Origin of the sequence: Ligilactobacillus equi DSM 15833 = JCM 10991, assembly GCF_001435735.1 — a bacterium.
GTDB lineage: Bacteria > Bacillota > Bacilli > Lactobacillales > Lactobacillaceae > Ligilactobacillus > Ligilactobacillus equi.
In genome coordinates this window covers 40,174-58,359 of sequence record NZ_AZFH01000198.1, presented here as the reverse complement: position 1 = coordinate 58,359, position 18,186 = coordinate 40,174, and the positions used below count along the sequence as shown (strand labels likewise).

Below are 18,186 nucleotides of genomic sequence, written 5' to 3'. Positions count from 1 at the left end.
AAGGCAACGGTTTTTGGTACCGTCATGCGCTGGTTCGAATCCAGCTACCCCAGTTATGCCGGCGTGGCGGAATTGGCAGACGCGCTGGACTCAAAATCCAGTGTCCGTTAAGGACGTATCGGTTCGACCCCGATCGCCGGTATAAAATAGAGTTTAAGCCCCGATTTTTCGGGGCTTTTCTGTATATAAAATTAATTGAAAGGGCTTGGAATATGAAAAAAATTGTTGCGGGAATCATTGCTGACGTTGATGCTGGCAAAACAACCTTGTCTGAAGCGCTTCTTTATAAAAGTGGTAGCTTGAAAAAATTAGGTCGAGTAGATCATGGAAATGCCCACTTAGATACCAACGACCTGGAAAAAAAGCGGGGGATTACGATTTTTTCACATCAAACAAAGTTAATTTATCAAGATTTGCAATTGTCTTTGGTGGATACTCCTGGGCACTTAGATTTTATTAGCCAAACTGAAGCAGTTTTACCTGTGGTAGATTATATAATTTTGACGATTGCAGCGAACCAGCCGCTTTCTAGTCACACTAAGACTTTGTGGCGATTATTACAAAAATATCGTGTACCAACCTTTATCTTTATAAACAAAATTGATTTAGCACATCATACGCAAACAGAAATCTTAAATAATTTACAAGCAGAGTTGTCCGCAAGTTGTACATTATTAACAGATGATGAAAGTATTGCCTTAAATGATGAGAGGTTATTGACACAGTATTTGGAAAATTCGGTATTGACCACTGATGAAATTGCAGAAGCAATTCGAATTCGGCGAATTTATCCGGTTTTATTTGGTTCGGCTTTAAAACTTACTGGTGTTGAGGAATTGTTAGCTAACTTAGCCTCACTCATGCAACCGCGACCAGCTACAGAAGAGTTAAGTTACCATATTTTTAAGATTAGTCATGATGATAAAAACGAACGTTTAACATGGCTACGATTGCTGGGGGGACAATTAGCTACTAAGGAACTTTTAGGCTCGGAAAAAATTCAGCAAATTCGTAGTTATGATGGAGATAAGTTTGAACTAGTTTCTCAAGCGGGTCAAGGAGAGATTTTTGTGCTAACGGGTTTGACTAAAACTTATCCGGGTCAGGTATTTGGACCAGGGCTTAGTCCCATCACTCATGAAATCCAACCTATTTTAAGTTATGGCGTGGCAGATACCGGTGGGGATTTGCATACTTGTTTACAAGCCTTGAAAATACTCGAAGATGAAGATCCGCTTTTGAAAGTTACTTGGAACAGAACTCTTGATGAAATTTCTGTTCAGGTGATGGGAGAGATTCAAATTGAAATTTTGACTGAAATTTTAAAGGAACGCTTTAATTTAGGTGTTATTTTTGCTAAAGGTAAGATTTTGTATAAAGAAACCATTACGCAAGCAATCGAAGGTGTAGGTCACTATGAACCACTACGGCATTATGCTGAAGCTCATATTTATCTTGAACCATCTCAAAACGATGGCCAGGTAAGTTATGATAATTGTTGCCATCCAGAAACATTGACTACTAACTTTCAAAGTCAAATTATAACCGCTTTGCAAGCTAAAGAGCATTTAGGAGTTTTGGCAGGTTATCCACTTGGAAATGTGAAACTAACACTTGTTGGCGGACGTAGTCATCCTAAACATACTGAAGGGGGAGATTTCCGTCAAGCTACTTGGCGTGCTGTGCGACAAGGCTTAATGCGCCTTAAAGAAGCCGGCGCTTGTCAAATTTTAGAACCTTGGTATCGGTTTGAAATTCATGTGACCGAGGAATTTGTGGGACGGGTTATGACCGATATTGGTCAACTTGGTGGCAAGCTAGACTATGATGGTAGTGGCAGTTTAACGGGAATTGCGCCAGTTCGGACTATGCGTACTTATCCGGCTACTTTACGGGCTTTTAGTCATGGTAGTGGCCAAATTGATTTGGCTTATGCGAGTTACTATCCTTGTGATGCCCAAGATGAAGTCATCGCAACTGCTGACTATGAACCTGTGAATGATTTAGATAACACTCCTCAGTCAGTTTTTTGTGCCCATGGAGCTGGTTGTACTGTGCCTTGGCAAGAAGTAAACAAGCTGATGCATCTACCATTTTATGTTCAATAATTTTAATTTATACAGGGTATTTTGCTTGCACAATGCTTGATGCTAGGCTAAAATATACAGTGTATATAGAAAATTTAGCGGTTAAATTATTTAAAATAAAGGGGGGAGGATATTGGCACGAATACCTGATGAGGTCATTAATCAAGTGCGAAGTTCAATTAACATTTTAGATGTGGTGCGGCAACGTGTTGACTTGAAAAAAAGTGGACGTAATTACTTTGGTTTGTGTCCTTTTCATAGTGAAAAAACACCGTCATTTTCCGTAGATGAAGAGAAACAAATTTTCCACTGTTTTTCTTGTGGTCGGGGTGGTAATGTCTTCTCCTTTTTGATGGAATTAGATGGGTCAACTTTTCCCGAAGCAGTGAATAAAATAGCTGAAGAAGCGGGAATTGAATTAGCTGATAGCTATCAAACCGCTGGTGTAGTTAATTCCCAAGCTAATCAAGAAAAAAGACAGCTCTTAGCCTTATATAAGGAAGTCAGTGAGCTCTATCATTATATTTTAACTGCGACTAATGCAGGACAAGAGGCACTTGATTATTTGCATCAACGTGGTATAACGGATGAAATGATTAGTGAGTTTCAACTTGGCTATGCCCCAGAAGAAAAGCTGTTAGAGGCCTACTTTCAGGAACATAAAGTCGATATTGCCTTGATTCAAAAGAGTGGCTTATTTATCGATCGGACTGATGGGAGTATGTATGAACGTTTCCGTGACCGAGTGATGTTTCCGATTTGTGATGAAGTGGGTCGAGTTATTGCTTTTTCTGGACGTCTGCTACATAAAGATGATAGTAAGCAACAGCCCAAGTATCTTAATTCACCGGAAATGCTACTTTTTAATAAAGGTAAGGTACTTTTTAATTATGATAAAGCACGTCAAGCAAGTCGCGATGACCACCAAATTATTTTATTTGAAGGTTTTATGGATGTCTTATCAGCTTATCAAGCTGGGGTAAAAAACGGGGTTGCCTCTATGGGGACGAGTTTGACAAGTGAACAAATCAATCTTATTGAACGAATCGTACCAAAAATCAATATATGTTATGATGGTGATCAAGCTGGTCAACAAGCAACTAAACGAGCAATTGAATTGATTACACCTTATAGCCAAAAAATAACTTTAAGTGTCACAGTATTGCCAGAGCAGCTTGATCCAGATGAATTTATCAAAAAATATGGGCCAGATCAGTTTAGACGGGTAATTAAGCAGCAACAATTAGGTGTTTTGGATTTTTACTTGAGTTTCCTGGCTACAGATAGGAATCTGGCAAATGAAAGTGATCAAGCTCTTTACATCCAGGATTTCTTGCAAGTTCTGGCTAAGCAGGCTACTGTTGTGGAACAGGACCTTTATCTAAATCGTTTAGGCCAGCAATTCGATTTAGACAAGGCAAGTCTTCAAGCTCAGTTACGTCAGATATTAGCCGTGACAGACCGACAACCACGTACACATCAAAGTAAATATCGTGAGGATTATTCACAGTTTGATCAGTTCCAAATTCCAGTAGTGACTCAGGAGGTTAACCATTTTGATAAGGTGGAACGTGCAGAGAGGTTACTTTTGTACCGAATGCTAACGGAACATACGGTATGGGACCAAATTGAGAATACAGTAGATTTTGCTTTTGTGCATCGAAAATATGAAAGTATTTGGTTAATTGCTCGGGGCTACTTTAATATTCATAGTGACTATGATAGTGCATCTTTTATTGACTTTTTACAAGATGAAGATCTCAAACAAACCATCGTTAACCTCGAAATGCATGGTTTCACGTGGGAAAGCAGTAGCCAAGAAATTAATGATTGTTTGAACGTTATTATGAATCAAAGTCCGCTCGAAGCAAAAATTAAAGAATTAAGTGAACAATTACAGCAAGCAAAGCGCTTAAATAATCGCGAACTCATTACTAGTCTGACAATGAATTTAGTTGATTTATATCGACAAAGACAAGCAGTGCGGTAACAGGGACCATTAAGGAGGCCATCGTTTTGGCAGAAAAAAATAACAATTTAAATGAAGTAGCATATGGTAAAGCTTTACGCGAAGTAATTCGTAAATACAAACCACAAAAAAATATCAATTATAATGAATTGACGGATTTGTTGGTGATACCATTCAAACTCGATGCTGACCAAATGGATGAATTAGTGACTAAAGTTGAAGATGCAGGAATTTCGATTGTCGATGACAAGGGAAATCCATCAGCTGCTTCACTAAAGGTTGCTGATAAACAAGCAGATGAAGTCCGGAAGCAATCTGCTAAAGAAGCCGTAGCTGTACCAACAGGGGTTAAGGTAAATGATCCGGTCAGAATGTACTTAAAAGAAATTGGACGGGTAGACTTACTGTCAGCTGAAGAAGAAAAGGCATTGGCCATTCGGATTGAAAATGGTGATGAAGAAGCCAAGCAAAGATTAGCGGAAGCTAACTTACGTTTGGTAGTTTCTATTGCTAAGCGTTATGTTGGGCGAGGGATGTCTTTTCTTGATTTGATTCAAGAAGGAAACATGGGGTTGATGAAGGCCGTGGAAAAGTTTGACTACCGCAAAGGATTTAAATTCTCAACTTATGCCACTTGGTGGATTCGTCAAGCTATCACCCGGGCCATTGCCGACCAAGCGCGAACCATTCGGATTCCGGTACACATGGTGGAAACCATTAATAAGCTAATTCGCATTCAAAGACAAATGCTTCAAGATTTAGGGCGGGATCCTATTCCAGAAGAAATTGGGGCGGAAATGGAATTGCCAACAGAAAAAGTCCGAGAAATTTTGAAGATTGCTCAAGAACCTGTTTCTTTGGAAACACCAATTGGGGAAGAGGATGATTCTCACTTAGGTGACTTTATTGAAGATGAAGAAGCTACTAGTCCAGCTGATCATGCTAACTATGAAATGTTAAAAGAGCAACTGGAATCAGTATTAGATACTTTAACGGACCGGGAAGAAAATGTCTTACGTTTACGCTTCGGTTTGGGTGAAGGTAATGAACCGCAAACTTTGGAAGAAGTTGGCCGTTCTTTTGGGGTTACCCGAGAACGAATTCGTCAAATCGAAGCCAAGGCTTTACGGAAGTTACGCCATCCATCACGTTCTAAGCAATTAAAAGATTTCTTAGAATAAATTGCTAAGCAAGAATGGGACATGTTAGCTAGAGATTAGAAGGAAGTTTAAAAGTTGGAGACCGCTAGGAAATTACGCTACTAAAAGCATTATTTTCTAGCGGTTCTTCTTATTGTTATTTTTTAAATTTTTCAGAAAGTTTAGTTTTTTCAACTTCTTTCAAGGTAAGAAATATTTAGTAAATTAAAAACTGGATTTTCAATTATCAACTTTTCAAAATTTTCAAAAAATAAGAAAAATGTGTTGAAAACGCCCTAGTTACTCTGATACTATAGATTGGTGAGTTCAAAAAATTTGCTGTATTTTTGGAAATTTTTTGGCGTTAAATAAGACAGAGGAGATTGAGAATGACTGACCTACAACAAGTTGCTTATAATAAAGCCTTACGTGAATTAATTCGTGAATATCGGACTAAAAAAGAAATTGACCACCATGTTTTACAAGAAAAGATGGTTAAGCCTTTTAAGTTAAACGAAGAAGAATTAACGGATTTAATTGCTAAAGTGGAAAATACAGGGATTTCAGTCGTCGATAGTCAAGGTAATCCATCTGCAGAATCCTTACAAGTTGCAGATGAGGAGGCCAAACAAGCTGCAAGCCAAGATGATGCAGCAATTATGACGGGGATTAAGGTGAGTGATCCTGTTCGAATGTACCTCAAAGAAATTGGTCGTGTGGGACTTTTATCAGCACAAGAAGAAAAAGACCTGGCTATTCAAATTGAAGCTGGAAATGAGTTTGCCAAGCAAAGATTAGCGGAAGCTAACTTACGTTTGGTAGTTTCTATTGCTAAGCGCTATGTGGGACGAGGGATGTCTTTTCTTGACTTGATTCAAGAAGGAAACATGGGGCTGATGAAGGCCGTGGAAAAATTTGATTACCGTAAAGGATTCAAATTTTCAACTTACGCTACTTGGTGGATTCGTCAAGCTATTACCCGTGCTATTGCTGACCAAGCACGAACTATCCGGATTCCCGTACACATGGTGGAAACTATCAACAAAATGGTACGAGTTCAGCGACAAATGCTCCAAGACTTAGGTCGTGAACCAATGCCAGAAGAATTGGGAGCGGAAATGGAATTACCGACGGAAAAAGTGCGTGATATTTTGAAAATTGCCCAAGAACCAGTTTCCTTAGAGACGCCAATTGGGGAAGAAGATGACTCTCACTTAGGTGACTTTATTGAAGATAGTGAAGCTACTAGTCCTGTGGATCATGCGGCTTACGAAATGTTGAAGGATCAATTAGCTGAAGTATTAGAATCTTTGACAGAGCGAGAAAGAGAAGTTCTTCGTTTACGTTTTGGCTTAGACGAAGGTGGTCGGACCCGAACTTTAGAAGAAGTTGGAAAGCACTTTGATGTAACGCGAGAACGGATTCGTCAAATTGAAGCTAAAGCTTTACGTAAATTACGTCATCCGTCCCGCGCTAAGAAGCTGCAAGATTTCTTAGAGTAAACAAGAAAAAGATAAATTACTTTTGCTGATATATAGAAGTATTTTAACTTATTAGTAATAAAATCAGCAAAAATTATTGACGAAACAAAATAAATCAATTATAATTTATTTTGTTGTCTGATGGACCGATAGCTCAGTTGGATAGAGCACGGGTCTTCTAAACCCGGTGTCGTGAGTTCGAATCTCACTCGGTTCATAAATATAAACAATTGAAAAGAGTCGCTAGATGAAAAACGCCTTTATATCAAGGTTTGTCATCTAGTGACTTTTTTAGTTTCAGTTAAAAATAGTTAAAAATAATAAAGTTTGCCCAATTTTCAGCCCAATAAATTATCTAGTTGGTCCACAATTATTTTTTCATTTTTCATACGATACTCATCTATCAGATAGGCATAGGCATTCATGGTTGTGGTCAAGTCAGAGTGGCTAAGCCGTTTGCTAATAGCGTAGATGTTCCTTCGTCAAGCAAAAGGTACCCTTAAACTTCGCCATATTCCTATTAGTTTATAGTCGAGCATGTGCCAGAAATTAGGTTTTATCTTTAATAAATATTGATATAGCAACGTTTTTGTTCTTAAATTAACTAGTACTATGCAGATCCTTATAAAAAATGATATTGACATTTTTAGTTTCCATGATAACCTTAAAATAATTTAAGCTTTAGCTGTAATTATTAGGAAATTTGGCGTATTCTACCTTAGAATTATTTTTGATAGGGAGGATAGTTGTTAGCATCACAAATGAAGGAGAGTGGATTGATATAGAATATACTTGATGTGTAGCTTAGTTGTGTAGAACCTTGATTCATTTAAGATTCTTGCTCTACTCAGGTTAGACAGTATCATCAGTGAAAAATGAAACAGGTATTCTTTTTGAGGTGCTAGTGATTGTAGAAAAGCTGAGAATCCACTGGATAGCCGTGAAATTAAGAATGTCTAGTCTCTTGTTAATGGTAGTTATATGGGAATTTTTTGCCTCAGTAGGGGGCGAAGAAACTGGCTGAGAAGGTATTAAAGGCCATCCCCGCAGATAATGATCAAGACGAGTCCTATGAAGATTTAACAAAGTCGGTTTTGATGGCCCGAAAATAAGGTTAAAAAGTCTAGAAACAAGTCGGTGATCTTGATAATGAATTTAGCCATATGGAATATCTGTCTTTATATTTGGGACAATTGAATCATAATAAGAGGATGAGGTTACGCCACCTTTTTATTGGATTATTATCAAAAGTTGCAAAGTGTTGCAAGATAAGAAATAGATTTGATTTTGGAATGTATTGTTTGAAAATATAATAATTGAATCTTTGTAATATATGGTTTAAGGAGGATGTAATGTTGTTGTCACAGAAATCAAAAGCATTATGGGCAAAAAAAAGGTCTCTAGAAAGTAAAGAGGAATGGTTGCCGTTGTATGTCCATTTAATTGATACAAAGAATACAATGAATTTTCTTTACAATCATTGGCTGAGTGATAGTCAACGAAGGTTTCTTTCATTCGAATTGGGTGAGGGTGGGGCACAAAAACTAGTTAAATTTATTGCTGTTGTGCATGATATTGGGAAAGCAACTCCTGTCTTCCAAAGAAAGAAATCTTATGATCACAATGATAATTTAGATTGGGAACTTCTACATAAACTAGAACGAGAAGGGCTAAAGGGATTATCAGAAGCGTTGTTTACGCAAGTGAAAGTTTCACCGCATACAGTAGCTGGTGAAGCTATTCTGGAAGAAGCGGGGCTTAATCCGACGATTGGTGCGTTAATTGGGGGACATCACGGTAAGCCTCTTTCTCAGAATAGTCAACCTAAAAAGCAACTCATAGTTTATTCAGAAAACTACTATCAAGATAGTGGAAATAAAGAAATTAAACAAAAATGGAAAAATATCCATAGTGAACTAATAAATATGGGGTTAAGAGAAGCTGAGTATGATGATATTCATGATGTTCCGAAAGAATTGAGCCAGCCATCTGCGGTAATAATTGAGGGGCTACTTGTGATGGCCGATTGGCTTGCCTCGAGTGAAAGCATGAGTGATGGAAGAAAGTTATTTCCACTTATAGACATAAATCAAAAGTTTAAAGATTCTGACCTTGAAGAACGATTTGAAAAAGCTATTTTAAATTGGTATTCTGAGGAAGGTTGGAGTCCAGAAGTAGTGAGCAACACTAAAAATACTTACCAACATTATTGGGGATTTAGTCCAAGATTCGTGCAAGAAAAAATAACTGATAAGGTCAAGGAAATTGCTAATCCGGGAATTGCTGTAATTGAAGCTCCGATGGGAATTGGTAAAACAGAATTAGCCCTAGTTCTGGCACAGGAAATGGCTGCAAAAACTGGTGCTGACGGTTTGTACATAGGGTTGCCAACTCAGGCAACCACGAATGCGATGTTTGGACGAGTAAATGAATGGTTAACTAAAGTGGCTCAAGATCAGGAAGAAAATTTATCGATAAAGCTTATGCACGGGAAAGCTAAATTCAATAAAATATATCGAAATTTACCAGATGCTTGGGAAATTGACGCTGATGGTGGTGATGAAAATTTTGGCACAGTATCTGTAAGTACCTGGTTCTCAGGTAAAAAATCAATTTTAACTAAATTTACAGTTGGAACGATTGACAATCTCCTGCTATTAGGTTTAAAACAAAAGCACCTTTATTTACGTCATTTAGCATTTAGTGGAAAAGTAGTTATTCTCGATGAGGTCCATGCGTATGATGCCTACATGTCAAGTTATCTAGAAAAAGCATTACAGTGGTTAGGAGCTTATCATGTACCAGTAATTTTATTATCAGCAACACTTCCTAAACAAAAACGAAAAGATCTAGTTGAAGCCTACTTAATAGGAAAATATCAAAAGAAAAAGATATTGGAAAAAGCAATTACATTTCCTAATGATTGGGCAGAAACCAAGGCCTACCCCCTTTTAACTGTGACTGATGAAAACAAACTTCTTCAGGTAACAAGGTTTTCCATGTCAAACGAAGAAGGTAAAGAAGTAGCAGTTAAGTGTATAAATTTTGAAGACCTAGATCTAGTTGAATTAGTTTTAGAAAAAATCTCTAATGGTGGAGTAGCTGGGATAATTGTAAATACAGTAAAGCGAGCGCAAAGCTTAGCTAAGTTTTTTGAAGAAATAGATGTAGACTTCTTAGTGTTACATTCAGCTTTTGTGAGTCCAGAGAGAGCTCGAATCGAGGAAAAGTTACAACATTTAATTGGTAAGAATGGTGAGCGTCCGTATAAAATGGTAATTATTGGCACTCAGGTTTTAGAACAATCACTTGATGTTGATTTTGATATATTATTTACGGATATTGCGCCAATGGATTTACTCTTACAAAGAATTGGCCGTTTACACAGACATAATATTCTGCGACCTTCCAAGTTAAAATGCCCTGAAATATATATTCTGGGGATTGAAGATAATGGATTTTATGGTGAGGCAAATGAGGATATCTATACAAAATATTTACTTATGAGGACTGAATACTACTTACCAAAGAAGTTACAACTACCTAATGATATTTCTTTTTTAGTTCAAGAAGTTTATGATTTCGATGATGAATTAGTGATAGAAGGATTTGAGAATGCTAAAGAAGAATTTATGAACTTGAAGAATAGGGCTAAAGAGAAATCTAAAGTATTCCAAATTGGAAAACCAATTCGTGGAAAAAGAGCTTCGCTAGCTGGGTGGCTTGATAGAGAACATAGTGATCCAAAGATGGATGATTTGAAGGCTGCAGCGGCAGTGCGGGATATTCAAGAGACTATTGAAGTTATTCTGGTTAAACAAACTACGTCAGGGTATTGTTTGCTGAGTGGGCAGTTGATTGAAAATGTTACTTCAGAAGAGTTGGCTAATCAAACAGTTCGGCTCCCTTACGCAGTAATAAAAAATCTAACTGAAACGATAGCTAAATTAGAGGATATCACGAGAAAAAAGTTTTATACTTGGCAAAGTGATCCTTGGCTAAAAGGACAATTAGCTCTGGTACTGGATAACCACCAACACGTTAAGTTGAATGGTTATGATTTAATTTATGATTCAGGTTGTGGTCTATCTTACGAAGGAGGAGAACAATGACAGAAAGTTTTAATTTAGTAACTGAACCCTGGATTAAAGTTATAAATCTAGAAGGGCGAGAAGAAATGGTTTCACTAAAAAAAGCGTTTAAAAATGCTAGTCAATATCGAGCCCTCGCAGGAGAGATGAGAATTCAAAATCTTTCAATTTTACGATTAATGTTGGCAATTTTGACGACAGTATATACCCGATTTGATGCTGAGGGTGATGTGTATGATTGCTTAGACGTTAATGATAAGATGCTGGTGACAGATGTTGATGAAGACGAAAATATCGAGTTTTTTAATAATCTTCTTGAAACGTGGGATGTGTTATATCATCAAAAGAGATTTACGCCTATTCTAGATAAATATTTGAAATTATGGAGAAATCACTTTGATTTATATGGTGATAAACCTTTTTATCAAGTGACAAAGGAGGAGTACAACCAGTTAGTTTTAGATAAAAATAAAATTACTGAAAAGTCAAAGGGAAATCTAAAACTTAAACTATGGAATCGACAAATTTCAGAGAGTAATAATAAGACGGCTATATTTGCGTCAAGAACAGGTGAATTTAAAAATCGAACAACGCAAGCAGAATTTGTACGGTGGCTTATTACCTATCAGGTATTTTCTGGAACGTCAGAAAAGGCATGGATGAAAGCGAAAAAAAACGGAAAGTATCCATTATTTGCAGGTTGGTTATATAAAATTAATCCTGTGTATGCGGTGGGTAACACATTATTTGAAACATTAATGCTGAACTTAGTTTTTGAGGATAATAGGAATCAAATAAAGATTCAAAAACCCGTATGGGAGTATGCTAAAATTGAAGACTATTTTAAACGCTTGAAAAACTCAAGTTCACCAAATAATATTGCAGAAATTTATACGATGCCAGCTAAGTTACTGTCTGTTCGATGGGACAAAGATGTACCAACTTTATTTACGGCGTCGATACCGACTTTTGAACTTGAAAATTCATTTGTAGAACCTATGACGACCTGGAGAAGGAAAGACGATGATATAGCTGTTCCAGGAGTAAATGGGGATGTGACGACAGAAAAAATGTGGCGTCATTTTGGTCAGTATATCAAAACTTCTGATGGGGATAAATATATACCAACAGTTGTCAAATGGTTAAATACTCTACAAGTCGAAAAAATGTTACCGCGGAATTTCCAGATAAACTTGGAGACAACGATATTAGTAAGCGATCGCTCTGCAGCCAATGCCCCTAATGTTGAAATTCATGACGAGTTAAAAGCAAGCGGGGAGGTTCTTTTTGATGATGGTGGTCAAGATTGGCCAATTCGGATTGAGGGGATGATTGAATTAACACAGAGTGTAGGCAGAGCTTATTGGACATTTGCTAGAGATATTTCAGATATTCGTGGCTTAGATAAAAAGAATCATCAGTTGACAGATAAACTGAGTGAACGATTTTATGATGATTTAAATCAACCTTTTAAGAAATGGTTGCAGAGTTTGAGTGCAGATGATAATCGCCCTAAGAGAGAATTAGAATGGAAGAAGATGCTTGAGAAGATTGTCTTTTCTTGTGCAGAGGAAGTTATGAATAGCAGTTCTCCAAGAGATGTGCAAGGTATAGTTAGAGACGAAAGAATATTGAATATTTTTACAGCAACTAATAGACTTAGAAGACAAGTGATTAAAATTCTGGATTTAAAGGAGTAGGAGCATGGTAAAAAACGTTTATAGTGCGACTCAAAGGATTATTATGTCGTTGTATAATGGAAATCAGGTAAATAGACCAGTTTTAGCAGCGCTACGTAATAGTAAAACATTGGATGATAAACAGGCCCAGAAACTATGGCCATATATTTTTTCTGAACTAGATAAGGAGAGTCTAAGTGTAACAGGGAAAGTTACTTGGGAAGAGAAAGCTGTTTATACAGCGCTTAGGCTCTATGCTCTTCACCAACAAGGAAAAGAAGAATTAGTATATGAAAAGGAGCATTATCTGTTTACAGAGTTAGGTGTACTTCGAAAAGATGAGAGCCTTCGAGTAGCGCTAGACCGAAGAGTACAGGCGATTTTAGCAACTAATAGCGTGGAAGCGGTAATTAATGGATTAACGCAAATTGTTCAAATTACCAAGAATAAAGATGCACGAATTAAAATTGATTATCCAACATTAGCAGCCAACCTTCTATATTTTCAAAGTAGTTCTAGTGCAGCTAATAGTGTGAGGCTTAGTTGGGGACGTCAGTATTACCGAATTCATTTTGAAAGCAAAAATTAAAGGAGAAAAAATATGCAAAATTTATTTTTAGATATTAACGTGTTACAAACGCTACCATCATCAAATATTAATCGAGATGATACTGGAGCACCTAAAACGGCATATTATGGTGGGGTAGTTAGATCGAGAGTATCATCTCAAAGTTGGAAAAAGGCTAGTCGAGATGATTTCAAAGCAAGAGGAATTGAATCTAGTTTGCGGACAAAAAAAATTCCTTCTGCACTTGAAAAGGAGCTTTTAAATCAAGAGCCTTCATTAAATCAAGAAGACGCACACGCTAAAACACTTGAAATTTTAAAGGCTATGGGTATTAAAGTTGAAGTAGACAAAGCTACGGGAGAAACTGTGACTAAAGTACTCATTTTTATGAGTCCAGGGCAATTAAGAAAGCTTGCTGACTATGCTTTAAATAATGATAAATTGGATATTAAAGAGTTAAAGAAGCTTGGTAAAGAGGATAGTGCTTTAGACTTAGCTTTATACGGGCGAATGCTAGCAGATAGCCCTGAACTTAATGTAGAAGCAGCTGCACAAGTGGCTCATGCAATTTCTACACATGAAATTATTCCAGAATTTGATTATTTTACTGCTATCGATGATTTACAACCAGATGATACTGCCGGTGCTGCTCATTTGGGAAGTATCGAATTTAATTCATCAACCCTTTACCGTTATGCAAATGTTAATATCAGAGAATTGAAAGAAAATCTTGGTGATAAGGAGGATATCGTTTCTGCTACCAAGGAGTTTATCAAGAGCTTTGTTAAGTCCATGCCTGGTGGTAAGCAAAATACTTTTGCGAATAAGACATTACCAGATTATGTGATGATTTGCCTACGTCAAGATACACCAGTTAATTTGGTATCAGCTTTTGAACAACCGGTAAGTGCTAGAGGAAAGAGTGGTTATGTTAAACCATCTATTGAAAAGCTTGAGAAAGAATTTAAAAGTAGTCAAATGTTTGTTGAAGATCCACTAGTAACGGCTATTTTAACAAAGTTTGAAACTGAAATTGGTGATAAGGAAGTTAACTTTAAGCAACTTTTGGATAAAGTTTCAGATGTCCTGATGAAGGCGGTGCAAGATGAAGACGATAACAATTAGGCTAACCTCCCCACTTCAGTCATATGGTAATGAGGCAACCTTCAATCGTAGAACAACTTATACTTTTCCAAGTAAGAGTGCAATTATAGGGATGTTATCTGCTGCTCTTGGTTACAACCGTGATGACCATCGAATAAATGAATTAAATGAACTTCAAATTGCAGTCCGAGTTGATCAACCAGGAAGAGTAATAACAGATTTTCATATGGCACATAGCGGTTCGAAGTCATGGTTGACGTATAGAGATTATACTGCAGACGCAATTTATGTGGTAGCAATTGGTAGCGAGAACATGCAGCTTATAGACAAATTAATTTTCTCGCTTAAGCATCCTAAGTTTCAGCTTTATCTTGGTCGAAAAGCTAATCCGCCGGCGGGAGTGCTAAAAATAGATGAGTTTACTGATAAAAATCCAGTGACAGTACTAACAGAGTTAAAGTGGCAAGCTTCAAATTGGTATCAAAGTAAGGTAAGAAAATCCCGGGTAAAGCTAGAGCTATTAACGGAAGCTGTTTCTTTGGATAATGCTGAAGATACTTTGATTAGAGATAGTGTGGTTTCATTTAATCAGCGAAACCGACAACATGGATATCGTGGTCTTTCTAGGACTTATGTAGAAGTTGAAAATAATGCTCAGAAAAAACAAAGGGTAGAGCATGACGTTATGGGATTTTTAGGAGTTGAGTAAAAATGTATTTATCAAGGGTTGAAATTGATGACTCAAATCGAAGGAAACTTCGAGAGCTTACTCATCTGGGGGCTTACCATAATTGGGTAGAACAATCATTTCCAGCAGAAGTGACTTCTGGGCTGCGAAAACGTCATTTATGGCGTATTGATACCTTGGGTGATAGGCGTTATCTTTTGCTTTTAAGCGAGGAAAAGCCTGAAGTTGAGTTGCTTTCAAAATATGGTGTTAATGGCAGTGTGATTATTAAGTCTTACGCTAACTTTATTAATAATATAAGTAAACATCAAACATTCCAGTTTCGTTTAGTAGCTAATCCTACACATACTAAGGATAATCATGTATATCCGCATGTGACGATAGAACAGCAAAAGAAGTGGTTACTTGACAGAACAGCTAAAAATGGTTTTGAAATTTTATGTAATGAAACAGAAAAGTATTTATTTGACATCGTAGAGAGGGATTATCCAATTTTACGAAAAAAAAATGGTAGAAAAGTTAAGTTAAGTCGGGTTGCCTTTTCAGGACTTCTAAAAGTAACGGATGAGTCACTTTTTCAGGAACTTCTTGTTCGGGGGATAGGGCGAGAAAAGGCGTACGGTATGGGTTTAATGACAGTTATTCCGAGGTGATTTGTTTGAATAAAGGAATAGGAGCTAAGAAAGCCAGTTTATCAGAGTTAGCTCGAGTGAGCGACCGAATCACATTCTTATATTTAGAGCACGTAAAGATAAATCGTAAAGATAGTGCGATTTTAGTGATTGACGATAAAGGTAGTATAGCAATTCCTGTTGCTATAGTTAGTGTATTACTTTTAGGACCGGGAGTTGACGTTACGCATCGTGCGATGGAATTAATGGGGGACTCTGGATTGGGCGTTGTGTGGGTAGGAGAGCAAGGTGTCAGGCAGTATGCCCATGGTCGAGCTTTAAGTCATTCTTCTGCACTACTAGAAAAACAAGCCAAATTGGTATCTAATACCAGAACGCGTATAGCGGTTGCGCGTAAGATGTATCAGATGAGGTTTCCAGATGAAGATGTTTCTGGGTTGTCCATGCAAGTGTTACGTGGTAAAGAAGGATCACGAGTCAGAAGGGTTTATCGTAATCAGTCAGAAAGAACTGGTGTCCCATGGTCGCGCAGAGAGTATAATCCGGATGATTTTGAAGCTAGTACACCGATAAATAAAGCGCTAACAGCAGCTCATCAGGCCTTATATGGGCTTTGTTATAGCGTAGTTTCTGCTTTAGGTGCTTCACCTGGTCTTGGGTTTGTGCATACAGGACATGATCTATCTTTTATTTATGATTTTGCTGACTTGTATAAAGCGGATATCTCTATTCCAGTAGCATTTGAAATGGTAGCACAATATGGAGATGATTGTGAATTATCGGCAAAAGTTCGATTGAAAATGAGAGATATTTTTAGAGAAAGTAAAATTTTAGCTAAAATGGTTAAGGATTTGAAGTATATTTTAGAATATAATCCAGATGACACGAGTGTAGAAATAATTGAGCTTTGGGATGATAAGTTAGGTTTGCAAAAACATGGTGTGCAGTATCATTTATTTGAGGATGATAAGTAATGATAGTTATAACGTTGACAAAAGTTCCAGCATCATTAAGAGGTGACTTGACCAAGTGGTGCCAGGAAATACAAACTGGTGTCTATGTAGGAAATGTAAGTGCAAAGATTCGTGATTTGCTTTGGAAACGAATAATGGATAATATCGGCAACGGTGAGGCAACAATTGCATACAATACAAACACAGAGCTGGGGTATACATTTCGAACAACAAGAAGGGATCAAGATGTTGTTGATTTAGATGGTATTACCTTGATAAAGCAACTAAATGAAGTGCCTGGAGAAATAAAACATGGTTTTAGTAATGCAGCCAAGTATCACCAAGCAAGACTTAAGACTGTGAAGGAAGGTAGGACAAAAAACAAATCAGAAAATAAAAATTTTATTGCTTTAGATTTAGAAACTACTGGACTTGATCCATTGTCCTCAGAGATAATTGCTGTTGGTGCTGTAAAGAAAGTAGGAAATGATGAGGAGATATTTTCTAGATATATAAAGATATCAGGTAATATACCTCATGTCATTTCAAAACTAACAGGTCTTAACGATGAAATTCTTCAAGAACAAGGGGAAGACCTTAGTGATGTCTTGGATGATTTGTTAGTTTTTTTAAGTGATGACACTATTATTGGCTATAATCTCAAATTTGACATGCAGTTCCTAGAGGGCGCTTTAGAAAAAACTAATAAGTCACCATTAAAAAATAGGTTTATAGATTTAATGCCACGAGTAAAGAAGGTGGAACTTTTTTTAGATAATTATCGTTTGGAAACTGTCTTAGATAAGTATGGGATAGAAAATAGATCTCCACATAATGCCCTTGAGGATTCAAAGGCGACACTAGAGTTAGCTTTCAAACTAATAGAAAATGGAAAACTTAGGATTTGAAATCCCTGTTATGTAAAGGATTGTTTACTGTGTTCCCCGTGTGTACGGGGGTGATCCATAAGTCGCGGTTCCCAAAAATTAAAACTAAGAGTGTTCCCCGTGTGTACGGGGGTGATCCTGCGAAAGGATATTTGATACGACCAACTACGTTAGTGTTCCCCGTGTGTACGGGGGTGATCCTTATAGAACCCTCCTTGTTAGTCTTTCCGTTGTGTGTTCCCCGTGTGTACGGGGGTGATCGTTTATTAGCTTATCTCTTAGCACATCTTTATAGTGTGTTCCCCGTGTGTACGGGGGTGATCCTATCGATTTCGTCGGAAACACGATTATTACAGGGTGTTCCCCGTGTGTACGGGGGTGATCCTGATGAGAGGGTCTTTGTGTAGAATTAATTTTGGTGTTCCCCGTGTGTACGGGGGTGATCCTAACGAGAACAACAATCAAGAAGTAAATAACCAGTGTTCCCCGTGTGTACGGGGGTGATCCTAATCGTTTGATTTTATCATGCTAGCAAAGAGAGTGTTCCCCGTGTGTACGGGGGTGATCCTCAGCTTTGGCTTCGGCAAGCTCTTCCTTAACTGTGTTCCCCGTGTGTACGGGGGTGATCCCGTTCGCATTGATAACCCGCTCTTCCTGACTTAGTGTTCCCCGTGTGTACGGGGGTGATCCTTATAGAACCCTCCTTGTTAGTCTTTCCGTTGTGTGTTCCCCGTGTGTACGGGGGTGATCGTTTATTAGCTTATCTCTTAGCACATCTTTATAGTGTGTTCCCCGTGTGTACGGGGGTGATCCTAATACCACTAATAAACAAAAAAAATACTTTTTGTGTTCCCCGTGTGTACGGGGGTGATCCTGCTCTTAACGACCCGACTACAAAAGGGTTGGGA

The 18,186-nt window shown here is 37.6% G+C and carries 12 protein-coding genes, 2 tRNA genes, 1 pseudogene and 1 CRISPR repeat array; of the genes and pseudogenes, 14 read left to right on the top strand and 1 reads right to left on the bottom strand.

Going from position 1 to position 18,186, the window contains the following annotated elements; all coding sequences use genetic code 11:
- The first annotated feature begins 57 nt into the window (after positions 1-57).
- From FC36_RS10660 to FC36_RS10635, 6 genes are all read left to right on the top strand, one after another.
- Positions 58-142, top strand: a tRNA-Leu gene (locus FC36_RS10660).
- A gap of 70 nt (positions 143-212) precedes the next feature.
- Positions 213-2,108, top strand: a complete 1,896-nt coding sequence (locus FC36_RS10655; protein ID WP_056986932.1) for an elongation factor G — start codon at positions 213-215, stop codon at positions 2,106-2,108.
- A gap of 112 nt (positions 2,109-2,220) precedes the next feature.
- A complete protein-coding gene (dnaG, locus tag FC36_RS10650; protein WP_025021197.1) occupies positions 2,221-4,077 on the top strand; it encodes a DNA primase in 1,857 nt (618 codons plus the stop codon).
- A 26-nt stretch (positions 4,078-4,103) separates the two neighbouring features.
- The gene (gene rpoD / locus FC36_RS10645; protein WP_025021196.1) at positions 4,104-5,237 is read left to right on the top strand and encodes an RNA polymerase sigma factor RpoD; all 1,134 of its coding nucleotides are present in this window, start codon (positions 4,104-4,106) and stop codon (positions 5,235-5,237) included.
- 347 nt (positions 5,238-5,584) lie between these two features.
- Complete coding sequence (gene rpoD, locus FC36_RS10640) at positions 5,585-6,697, top strand: RNA polymerase sigma factor RpoD (protein ID WP_023858793.1); 1,113 nt, start codon at positions 5,585-5,587, stop codon at positions 6,695-6,697.
- Positions 6,698-6,819: 122 nt separating this feature from the next.
- A tRNA-Arg gene (locus FC36_RS10635) sits at positions 6,820-6,893 on the top strand.
- A gap of 121 nt (positions 6,894-7,014) precedes the next feature.
- On the opposite strand, the pseudogene FC36_RS12660 reads toward FC36_RS10635, so the two are convergent.
- Positions 7,015-7,152 (bottom strand): annotated as a pseudogene (locus FC36_RS12660) (site-specific integrase); the annotation flags it as partial.
- An 876-nt stretch (positions 7,153-8,028) separates the two neighbouring features.
- Here FC36_RS12660 and FC36_RS10630 point away from each other — a divergent pair.
- From FC36_RS10630 to cas2e, 8 genes are read left to right on the top strand one after another with little or no spacing between them, the layout of a single operon-like run.
- On the top strand, positions 8,029-10,788 hold the full coding sequence (locus tag FC36_RS10630; protein ID WP_025021195.1) for a CRISPR-associated helicase/endonuclease Cas3: 2,760 nt from the start codon (positions 8,029-8,031) through the stop codon (positions 10,786-10,788).
- Positions 10,785-12,467, top strand: coding sequence for a type I-E CRISPR-associated protein Cse1/CasA (locus FC36_RS10625; RefSeq protein WP_025021194.1), 1,683 nt, complete (start codon positions 10,785-10,787; stop codon positions 12,465-12,467). The genes FC36_RS10630 and FC36_RS10625 overlap by 4 nt, the downstream gene beginning before the upstream one ends.
- Positions 12,468-12,471: 4 nt before the next feature.
- Complete coding sequence (gene casB / locus FC36_RS10620) at positions 12,472-13,035, top strand: type I-E CRISPR-associated protein Cse2/CasB (protein WP_025021193.1); 564 nt, start codon at positions 12,472-12,474, stop codon at positions 13,033-13,035.
- A gap of 12 nt (positions 13,036-13,047) precedes the next feature.
- Positions 13,048-14,139, top strand: coding sequence for a type I-E CRISPR-associated protein Cas7/Cse4/CasC (gene cas7e, locus FC36_RS10615; protein ID WP_056986930.1), 1,092 nt, complete (start codon positions 13,048-13,050; stop codon positions 14,137-14,139).
- Positions 14,120-14,827, top strand: coding sequence for a type I-E CRISPR-associated protein Cas5/CasD (gene cas5e, locus FC36_RS10610; RefSeq protein ID WP_025021192.1), 708 nt, complete (start codon positions 14,120-14,122; stop codon positions 14,825-14,827). Before cas7e ends, cas5e begins: the two co-directional genes overlap by 20 nt.
- Before the next feature lie 2 nt (positions 14,828-14,829).
- Positions 14,830-15,459 carry a type I-E CRISPR-associated protein Cas6/Cse3/CasE gene (gene cas6e / locus FC36_RS10605; RefSeq protein WP_025021191.1) on the top strand — a complete coding sequence of 210 codons (630 nt, stop codon included), beginning with the start codon at positions 14,830-14,832 and terminating at the stop codon, positions 15,457-15,459.
- Positions 15,460-15,464: 5 nt separating this feature from the next.
- The gene (gene cas1e, locus FC36_RS10600; RefSeq protein WP_025021190.1) at positions 15,465-16,412 is read left to right on the top strand and encodes a type I-E CRISPR-associated endonuclease Cas1e; all 948 of its coding nucleotides are present in this window, start codon (positions 15,465-15,467) and stop codon (positions 16,410-16,412) included.
- Positions 16,412-17,299: a type I-E CRISPR-associated endoribonuclease Cas2e gene (gene cas2e, locus FC36_RS10595; RefSeq protein WP_056986929.1), complete on the top strand. Its 888-nt coding sequence runs from the start codon at positions 16,412-16,414 to the stop codon at positions 17,297-17,299. Before cas1e ends, cas2e begins: the two co-directional genes overlap by 1 nt.
- Positions 17,300-17,328: 29 nt before the next feature.
- A CRISPR array of direct repeats spans positions 17,329-18,152; the repeat unit is 28 nt; unit sequence GTGTTCCCCGTGTGTACGGGGGTGATCC.
- Positions 18,153-18,186 lie beyond the last annotated feature (34 nt).

Coding starts and splice junctions, on each gene's coding strand:
- casB (WP_025021193.1), top strand. CDS start 12,472: ATGGTAAAAAACGTTTATAGTGCGACTCAAAGGATTATTATGTCGTTG.
- FC36_RS10630 (WP_025021195.1), top strand. CDS start 8,029: ATGTTGTTGTCACAGAAATCAAAAGCATTATGGGCAAAAAAAAGGTCT.
- cas7e (WP_056986930.1), top strand. CDS start 13,048: ATGCAAAATTTATTTTTAGATATTAACGTGTTACAAACGCTACCATCA.
- cas5e (WP_025021192.1), top strand. CDS start 14,120: ATGAAGACGATAACAATTAGGCTAACCTCCCCACTTCAGTCATATGGT.
- FC36_RS10655 (WP_056986932.1), top strand. CDS start 213: ATGAAAAAAATTGTTGCGGGAATCATTGCTGACGTTGATGCTGGCAAA.
- FC36_RS10625 (WP_025021194.1), top strand. CDS start 10,785: ATGACAGAAAGTTTTAATTTAGTAACTGAACCCTGGATTAAAGTTATA.
- cas6e (WP_025021191.1), top strand. CDS start 14,830: ATGTATTTATCAAGGGTTGAAATTGATGACTCAAATCGAAGGAAACTT.
- cas2e (WP_056986929.1), top strand. CDS start 16,412: ATGATAGTTATAACGTTGACAAAAGTTCCAGCATCATTAAGAGGTGAC.
- rpoD (WP_023858793.1), top strand. CDS start 5,585: ATGACTGACCTACAACAAGTTGCTTATAATAAAGCCTTACGTGAATTA.